The 7,675-nt window shown below is 57.1% G+C and carries 6 protein-coding genes; 1 reads left to right on the forward strand and 5 read right to left on the reverse strand.

Features of this window, described 5'->3' with window-relative positions; all coding sequences use genetic code 11:
• Positions 1 to 230: 230 nt before the first annotated feature.
• The 5 genes from HMPREF9538_RS13320 to ebgR all read right to left on the reverse strand — a co-directional run bounded on the left by HMPREF9538_RS13320 (position 231) and on the right by ebgR (position 7,125).
• Positions 231 to 794 carry a methyltransferase gene (locus tag HMPREF9538_RS13320; RefSeq protein ID WP_004152645.1) on the reverse strand — a complete coding sequence of 188 codons (564 nt, stop codon included), beginning with the start codon at positions 792 to 794 and terminating at the stop codon, positions 231 to 233.
• Positions 795 to 865: 71 nt separating this feature from the next.
• Complete coding sequence (locus HMPREF9538_RS13315; protein WP_009485171.1) at positions 866 to 2,299, reverse strand: amino acid permease; 1,434 nt, start codon at positions 2,297 to 2,299, stop codon at positions 866 to 868.
• A 94-nt stretch (positions 2,300 to 2,393) separates the two neighbouring features.
• A complete protein-coding gene (locus tag HMPREF9538_RS13310; protein WP_004900777.1) occupies positions 2,394 to 2,843 on the reverse strand; it encodes a beta-galactosidase subunit beta in 450 nt (149 codons plus the stop codon).
• A complete protein-coding gene (ebgA, locus tag HMPREF9538_RS13305) occupies positions 2,840 to 5,932 on the reverse strand; it encodes a beta-galactosidase subunit alpha (RefSeq protein ID WP_009485172.1) in 3,093 nt (1,030 codons plus the stop codon). Before ebgA ends, HMPREF9538_RS13310 begins: the two co-directional genes overlap by 4 nt.
• Positions 5,933 to 6,141: 209 nt before the next feature.
• The gene (gene ebgR, locus HMPREF9538_RS13300) at positions 6,142 to 7,125 is read right to left on the reverse strand and encodes a transcriptional regulator EbgR (RefSeq protein ID WP_009485173.1); all 984 of its coding nucleotides are present in this window, start codon (positions 7,123 to 7,125) and stop codon (positions 6,142 to 6,144) included.
• Between the two features lie 207 nt (positions 7,126 to 7,332).
• On the opposite strand from ebgR, the gene HMPREF9538_RS13295 reads away from it, so the two are divergent.
• The gene (locus tag HMPREF9538_RS13295; RefSeq protein ID WP_009485174.1) at positions 7,333 to 7,665 is read left to right on the forward strand and encodes a tRNA-binding protein; all 333 of its coding nucleotides are present in this window, start codon (positions 7,333 to 7,335) and stop codon (positions 7,663 to 7,665) included.
• Positions 7,666 to 7,675: the final 10 nt, after the last annotated feature.

The following is a 7,675-nucleotide window of genomic DNA, read 5'->3' on the forward strand; positions in this document are numbered from 1 at the left end:
CCGAAGGTGTCCAGTGTGGGTATGTTTTTAAAGCCTTTAAGGGTTAAAAAGAGGCATCACAGCAGGGAGAAGAAGAGGAAGCAGGCAGACAGCAGGCAGCAAACAGGGAAGACGCGGAAAGGAAATGCGGGCGGCGCGTCAGCGCGGCCAGGTTTTCCCGGCGCCGCAGGCGCGCGGTCTTTCGAGGCGCGGCCAGACGGGGACAGGTGCCCCGCCTGCTTAACGTGTCATCAGACGGTTATTCTGAGGATGGCGGTCGCTACCTGGGTATACGTGAATGTTCCCCGCGGCAACGGCTCCCAGACGTCCGCCAGGGACTCCAGCGCCTTTTGCTGACGCGGGCCGTCCAGACATATTCCAGTCAGAATCCCGCCAGGCTCAAGCAGAGTTAATGCCCGCCGGATATGCCGGATATCATCACCGCGATGAAACGGCGGATTCATGATAATTCGTGTATACCGGCGCTCCGGATGATATTCGAGAAAATCTCCGCACCAGATCCGGACCTCCGGGAAATGCGCCTGCAGGTGACGGGCTAACCCGGCGTGCAGCTCCACGGCGTCACACTTCGCCCGGGGAACTGCATCCCTGATCGCCTGCAGTATGGCGCCCGTTCCGGCGCTGGGTTCCAGAATGCGATCGGTTTCCCGGACATCAGCCAGCTCAACCAGCCGGCGACATTCCGGGGAGGGGGTGACAAAAAGCTGCGAACTACCCTGAATTTCAGCGACAGGGGCGCGCCCTTCCAGTTTGTCCCGCATCGCCTGAATACGGTGTTTAAGGCCATGATGCATGAATGTACTCCCTGACCTTCCCCCCCCCCCCCCGCCCGCCGCGGGGGGGGGGGGGCGGGACGACAGGAACGTTATTTACCGGCGGCGGCAGCGTTAACCGGCGCCGCGGCGCGCAGACGTTGCTGCTTTTTTTCAAAGCGGGTGATCCACCACCACGCCAGGCCGGAGAAGACCGCGGTCATAAAGACGTTGATAAAGAAAGCGTTAACCAGATCGACGCCCGGCGGGAAGGCGGAAGCGGTCATGCTAACCACGAAAATCACTATCAGCATCGATACCACGCTCATGCCCACTTTCCTTGAGCCCATACGGAAGTCGCGCGGCGTGTCATCGTGTTTCCAGCGGAAGACGAAGTAGGCGGCCATGATGAACAGCGGCGGCAGCATGGCGGTACCGGCGGTGAGATTAATGGCGGTGTTCATCATCTGCTGCACGCTGGCGGAGCCGAAGCCGTTAACAATCAACATCAGGAAGACGAACAGGAACTGCCACCAGGCGGCGCGTACCGGCACGCCGTGAGCGTTCAACTCGGTGGTTTTCTGGCCGTAGATACCCTTCGGGATTTCCGAGAAGTGGATTTTGACCGGCGCGGCGGTCCACATCATCATGCTGCCGAAGATAGCGATAAACAGGATGATGCCGACGAAGCGGCCCATCAGCGCTTCAGAAATGTGGAAGTAGGCGCCGAGACCGGTAAAGATTTCCACCATTCCGCCGGCGTAGGTCAGGTTTTCACGGGCGACAAAGACGTTAACCAGCAGCGAACCTAAGGCATACATACCGCCAATCAGCACCCCGGCGGTGATGATGACTTTAATAAAGGATTTCTGCCCGCCCTTGGTGTCGTTGAGGTAGGCGGCAACGGTTTCCGCGCCGCCCGCGGCCTGGAAAATCCAGCACATGATACCGAGCGTCGCCCAGTTGATGGTCGGCTCCATCGCCGCCAGGGTAATCGGCTGCGCCGGGACGTGACCGGAACCCAGTGCGGTCAGCGCGCCGACGACGTAAATCGCGAACAAAGCGAACACGCCGTAGGCCACGCATTCGGAAATTTTACCCAGCCAGGTCGCCCCTTTGGTGGATATATGGGTGGCCATGGCGAACAGCACGATGGAGATAAGCGAGGTCACCATCGGCGAGAAGGGGATCGCGTAACCGGTGATCGCGTATGAGGCGTAGGCCACCACGTTCGGCAACAGCGAGAGGAAAAAGAACAGGTTCACAAACCAGTAGAGGAAGGAACCAAGATAGGCGGCGCGGGTACCCAGCGGCTGCTTCAGCCACGCGTACATCCCGGATTCAGAGTGTTTGTTAGCCGAGACGAATTCGGCGATGATAAACACGAACGGGATAAAGTAAACGATAGTGGCGAATAAGAAGATAGGCGCGGAACTGAGACCTAACTCAATGTTATTATTGACGATATTTCGCACGTTAAAGACGGCGGTAAAGGCCATCGATAGCAGCGCGAACTTGCCGATTTTGGCACGTACAGACTCGGACATACGTCCTCCAATCATTCATCTACCCGCTTTAGCGGGCTGGAACCGAAAGGCCAACGGGCGTACCCGTTGACCTCCCTTGTCGCTTAACGCGGGTTTACTTATTGAGGAAGTATCCGTCTTCAACCGTGACTCGCAGCACCACTTTTTTTACCGGCGCATCGCAGATAAAGCGGTAGGCTTCGTCGATATCGCAAATCACCATCTGCCCTTCGTGAACCTTCACCGTTTCACCGATCCCTTTCAGGTACTCGCGATCGGTTTCGTCGCGGTAGCAGGCCACGGTTTGCAGATTTTCTTTGGCGGCAAACTCGATTTTCTGCTGCCCTTGCAGGTAATAGTGCACCTCAAAGTAGCGGCGGTTGCCGACAAATAGCGCGTCGGTCGTACTATCGGTTTCCACCCGATAGGAGAGCGAATCGCCAATGGAATGCGCCACGCCCGGGCGGATGTTGTCGATGTTATTGATGGCTTCCACGCAGCGCTGCCATTTGCGGCCGCTATGATAAACCTGCTTAAACTGTTCTAAATTATCGAGAATTCTCATTGTTCAGCCTCGCTGTGTGCAACGGGGGAAAAGAAACCGGCGCCGAAGCTATGGTTCGCCAGTACCTGCGAGGTGCCGCATCCGCCCTCCAGCGGCAGCAGCGTAAAGCCATAGTTGAAGGTGTTGAGCCAGACGCGCCAGCTATCCAGCACTTCGCTGCCCCAGGAGTTGGAGCCGAGGCCGAGCAGTTGCGCATCGATATTCAGGGTGATGTCATCGCTGCGCTGCAGTTCGTTGCAGTGCTGGGCGGCGTGCAGGTTTTCTGCCGTAAAGTGCCATGCGCTGACGTTGAGCGGATTGCGCGGAACGACCAGCAGACCGCTGCCGTGGCGGTCGCTGAACGATGCCCAGCGCACGTGCTGACGATTACCGTTGTTCTGCGGGAATGGATAATTGACGAACATATCGTCGACGGTGGTATGCCAGATATCAATGATGTTGCTTTGCTGGCTGTCGGCGTAGTTCTCGCCCGGCCCGCGGCCATAGTAGTTCACCTGGTCGAACTCACCGTTAATGCCCAGCATAAAGCCGATGCATGGGACGATGTGTGGATAGTCGCCGTAGCGCTCGCCGGCCAGTTCAACGTTGATGTGGCCCTGCGGGGTAATCTGCCAGCGATAGGTACAGCGCATACCGAAGTCGAACACCGGCGGCGCAATCACGCTGCGGGTGGTGATCACCACCGTTTCGCCCTCTATTTCAGCGCTGAATTCGCGCAGATGCTCCTGCATTATCTGCAGGTGGGCCGGCTGCCACAGTCCTTCGTATTCCTGTTTATGGTTATCAATCATTGGTTTGAAGAAGTTAATCTTCGGCTCGCGGGTTACCTGGTCGACGCCGTTGACCTGCCATTCGCTCAGTTTGCCGCTAACCTTGCTGAACACCACGCGGAAGTTATGGCCGCAGATGGTGTAGCTGAGGCGTTCATCGACAATCTGCAGCGGCGTGGCGCTGGCGTTTAACAGCGGGGTTCGCGCGGCGGTTCGCGCTTTAAGCGGGAACTGATAGATGGCGATATCGTGATTGGCTTCGCTATACGGGGTGCGCGAATCTTTGGTCACCATGATGTTGACGAAAGCTTCACGTTCGTCGAGCTGCGGCAGGGCGATTTGCAGGTCGCGGCCGCTGTTCGGCGCCAGGTCTTTCACTTTCAGCAACTGACTGGAGAGCGTTTCGCCTTCGGCGCGGACTTCAACGCGCAGGGTGTAGTCATCGAGAGTGGAGAACCATAATTTGTTTTCCACCCGCAGTTCGCCGCGGCAGATATCCCGCGCCTGTACTTTCACCGGGGCGATGACCTGTTTATATTCGCGCAGGCCCGGCCCCGGCGTCTGGTCGGAGAAAATCAGCCCATCAAGGCAGAAGTTGTAGTTGTTCGGGTAGTCGCCGTAATCGCCGCCGAATTTGTACCACACCGCGCCGTTATCGTCGCTGGCCTGAATACCGTGGTCGCACCATTCCCACACGTAGTGGCCCTGGATACAGTCGTGCTGGTAAAAAACATTCTGATATTCAGTTAATCCGCCGGGACCGTTGCCCATCGCATGGGCGTACTCACAGATAATGCGTGGTTTTTCATGCGGATGCTCGCCAAATTCGTTCATCAGCGGCACGCGGGTGTACATGGTGGAGATGATATCCACCACCTCGGCGTCGCGATCCTCTTCGTAGTGCACCAGCCGGGTATCATCCAGCGCTTTGGTGGCGTGGTACATGGCGCGGATGTTGCAGCCATAGCCGGATTCGTTACCCAGCGACCAGATGACGATAGACGGATGGTTTTTCTGCGCGTGCACGTGGCGCACGATGCGCTCAACGTAGATGTGTTCCCAGGCCGGGTCGTCGGTGATGGCGCTGAGGTTGCCGACGTTGGCGAAACCGTGGGACTCCACGTCGGTTTCCGCCATCACGAACAATCCGTAGATGTCGCACATTTCATAGAAACGCGGGTCGTTCGGATAGTGAGCGGTGCGTACCGAGTTGATGTTGTGCTGCTTCATCAACAGCAGATCTTTTTCCACGCGATCCATGCCGACCGCGCGGCCTTTCAGATGGTCGTTATCGTGGCGGTTCACGCCGTGCAGCATTACGTAGCGGTTGTTGATGTAGAACAAGCCGTCACGCACTTTGATATCGCGGAAACCGACGCGCTGCGGAATGATTTCCAGCACCTCGCCGGCGGCGTTCTTTAACGTCAGCACCAGATGATAGAGATACGGGCTTTCCGCCGACCACTGCTGCGGCGCGCTCACATCAATCGTGAAGCCGGTGTTTAGCTGCTGGCTGACCTGCAGTTGACCGACGTTGCCCGAATAAAGCGCCTTTTCGCCGTCGAACAGGGTATATTCCAGCGTTGCCGCCGCCGTCTGCGGAGCCAGGTTTTCCAGCGTCAGCTGGCAGGAGAGGGTCGCGTCGATGTAGTCATCGTTAAAATCGGTGCGCACGGTGAAATCCTGCACGTGCAGCGGATTTTTCCCCACCAGATAGACGTCGCGGAAAATGCCCGCCGACCACCACATGTCCTGATCTTCAATATAGGTGGAGTCCGCCCACTGCATAACGCGCACGCACAGCAGGTTGTCGCCGGTTTGCACCGCCGCGCTGATATCGAACTCGGCGGTCAGGCGGCTGCCCTTGCTAAAGCCGATGTACTGGCCGTTAACGTAGACTTCGAAATAGGTTTCGACGCCATCGAATTTGATGATGGTTTGCTTGCCCTGCCAGCCGTCGCCGAGGGTGAACAGGCGCTGGTAGGCCCCGGTCGGGTTATCGGTCGGGACATAGGGCACGTCGATAGGGAAGGGGAAACCTTCGTCGGTGTACTGCAGCTGGCCGTGGCCTTCCATCTGCCACATGCCCGGCACGGTAATCGGCCCCCACTCGTCCTGAAAGCGCGAGGTAAAGCTCTCCGGCACCAGCTGCGGGTTGGTGAAGAAGCGGAAGTTCCACTGCCCGCTGAGGGACAGGAAGCGGCTGCTGGTTTCGCGGGCGAAGGTCCGCGCCTGGGCCAGTGAGTCGTAAGAGAAGAAATACGCCCGCGGCGGCAGCCTGTTTTCATGAGTGAGTTGAAGGTTTTCCCAGCGATTCATATCGCCTCCCTGAACGGCTTAATAAGATAAAGCTCATTTTAGTAAAACTTTTACTAAATAAAATCGCCAGGGATGATTTACTTTAACTCGATCACAAAATGAACCGCTTTTGTGCCGGATGGCGGCTGCGCCTTATCCGGCCTACAGAATGGCGTTCCGGCCAGGACCGGTAGCCCGGCCAGGCGAAGCGCCGCCGGGATGTGGTTGGATTAACGGGTGGTGCCGCGCAGCTTCAACACGCTGGGAACAAAAACGTTAAGCGGCAGGGCGCGGCCATCGCGGGCCTTCTCGATCAGCAGGTTCACTCCCTGACTGCCCATCATTTCGGAGTGGATCCGCACCGTCGACAGCGGCGGGAAGGTAAAGCGCGCGGTGGGGATATCGTTGACGCTAATCAGCGAAATATCTTCCGGGATCGCCAGCCCGCGTTCGTGAATGGCGCGCAGCACGCCGATGGCGATGGAGTCCGAGGCGACAAACAGTGCCCGCGGAAACTCCGCTTGCGCCAGCATCTGCTTCGCCAGCTCATAACCGGACGAGCTGGAAAAACCGCCGCGCCAGATATCATCGGCTGAAACCACGCCCTTCAACTGACCGTACTCCACAAACGCTACTTCACGAATATCGGCCTTGCCGGGCTGGTCCTGGCCGCCGATAAATCCAATACGCGACGCGCCCTGCTGGATAAAGAAGTCGACCACCTCTTTAGCGATGCGTACCAGGTCGATATCCACCGCATCGTACGGGCTGCCGGCTTCGTGGAAATCAATAAAGCAGATATTGTCGGTCAGCGCGCTGGCGGTCTCGCGCAGCTCGCGCGTCGGCTGGCCGATAATCAATACGCCGGTGACTTTTTTCAGCTCTGGCAGGGTGTTATTGAGATAGCAGTTGGTGAGCTCGATGGCCAGCTTTTCGCACTGGGTTTCAATACCGTGGCGAATGGCGAGATAGTAAGGGTCGTTAATTTCCAGCTCTTGCTGGTAGCTATACAGCGCCAGGATATGATGATGGCCGACGGGTAGGACCTGCGTTTTACGCGCGCTGCTGCTTTTATACTCCAGCTTCTCCGCAATCTCGAGAATACGATGCTTGGTCTCTTCTTTTACGTTCAGGGTGGGATCGTCGTTTAACACCCGGGAAACCGTCGCCAGCGAAACACCCGCTTCGGTCGCAATGTCTTTTAGCGTTGCCATCTTTTTCCTTTATCGGACGTTGCCCATGTTTGCTCATCCATTGTAAAGCAAGCGTCGCGTCCTGCACCTTATTTCAGTAAAAAATGCCTGCGTGGGAGGGCTGTTTTCCCCGGCGATAGCGTGACAGAAGTAGCATTATTATCAGTATCATGCAGACGAACGGCAAAAACTTGCTATCTTTTAGTAAAAATTTACTGGAGGTGAGAGATGGATACTGTAGCTTACGCTGATTTTGCCAAACTGGAGATGCGCGTCGGCAAGATTGTCGAGGTGAAACGCCATGACAATGCTGACAAACTGTACATCGCGCGGATTGATGTCGGCGACCGCACGCTGCAGACGGTCACCAGCCTGGTGCCCTACTACAGCGAAGAGGATCTGCTGGGGAAAACGGTGGTGGTGCTGTGTAACCTGGCGAAAGCCAAAATGCGCGGTGAAACTTCTGAGTGTATGCTGTTATGCGCGGAAACCGAGGATGGAAGCGAAAGCGTGCTGTTGACGCCGGAGCGCGTCATGCCGGCAGGCGTGCGGGGGGTATAACGCGAAAATA

Origin of the sequence: Klebsiella sp. MS 92-3 (assembly GCF_000195655.1) — a bacterium.
Lineage (GTDB): Bacteria > Pseudomonadota > Gammaproteobacteria > Enterobacterales > Enterobacteriaceae > Klebsiella > Klebsiella pneumoniae.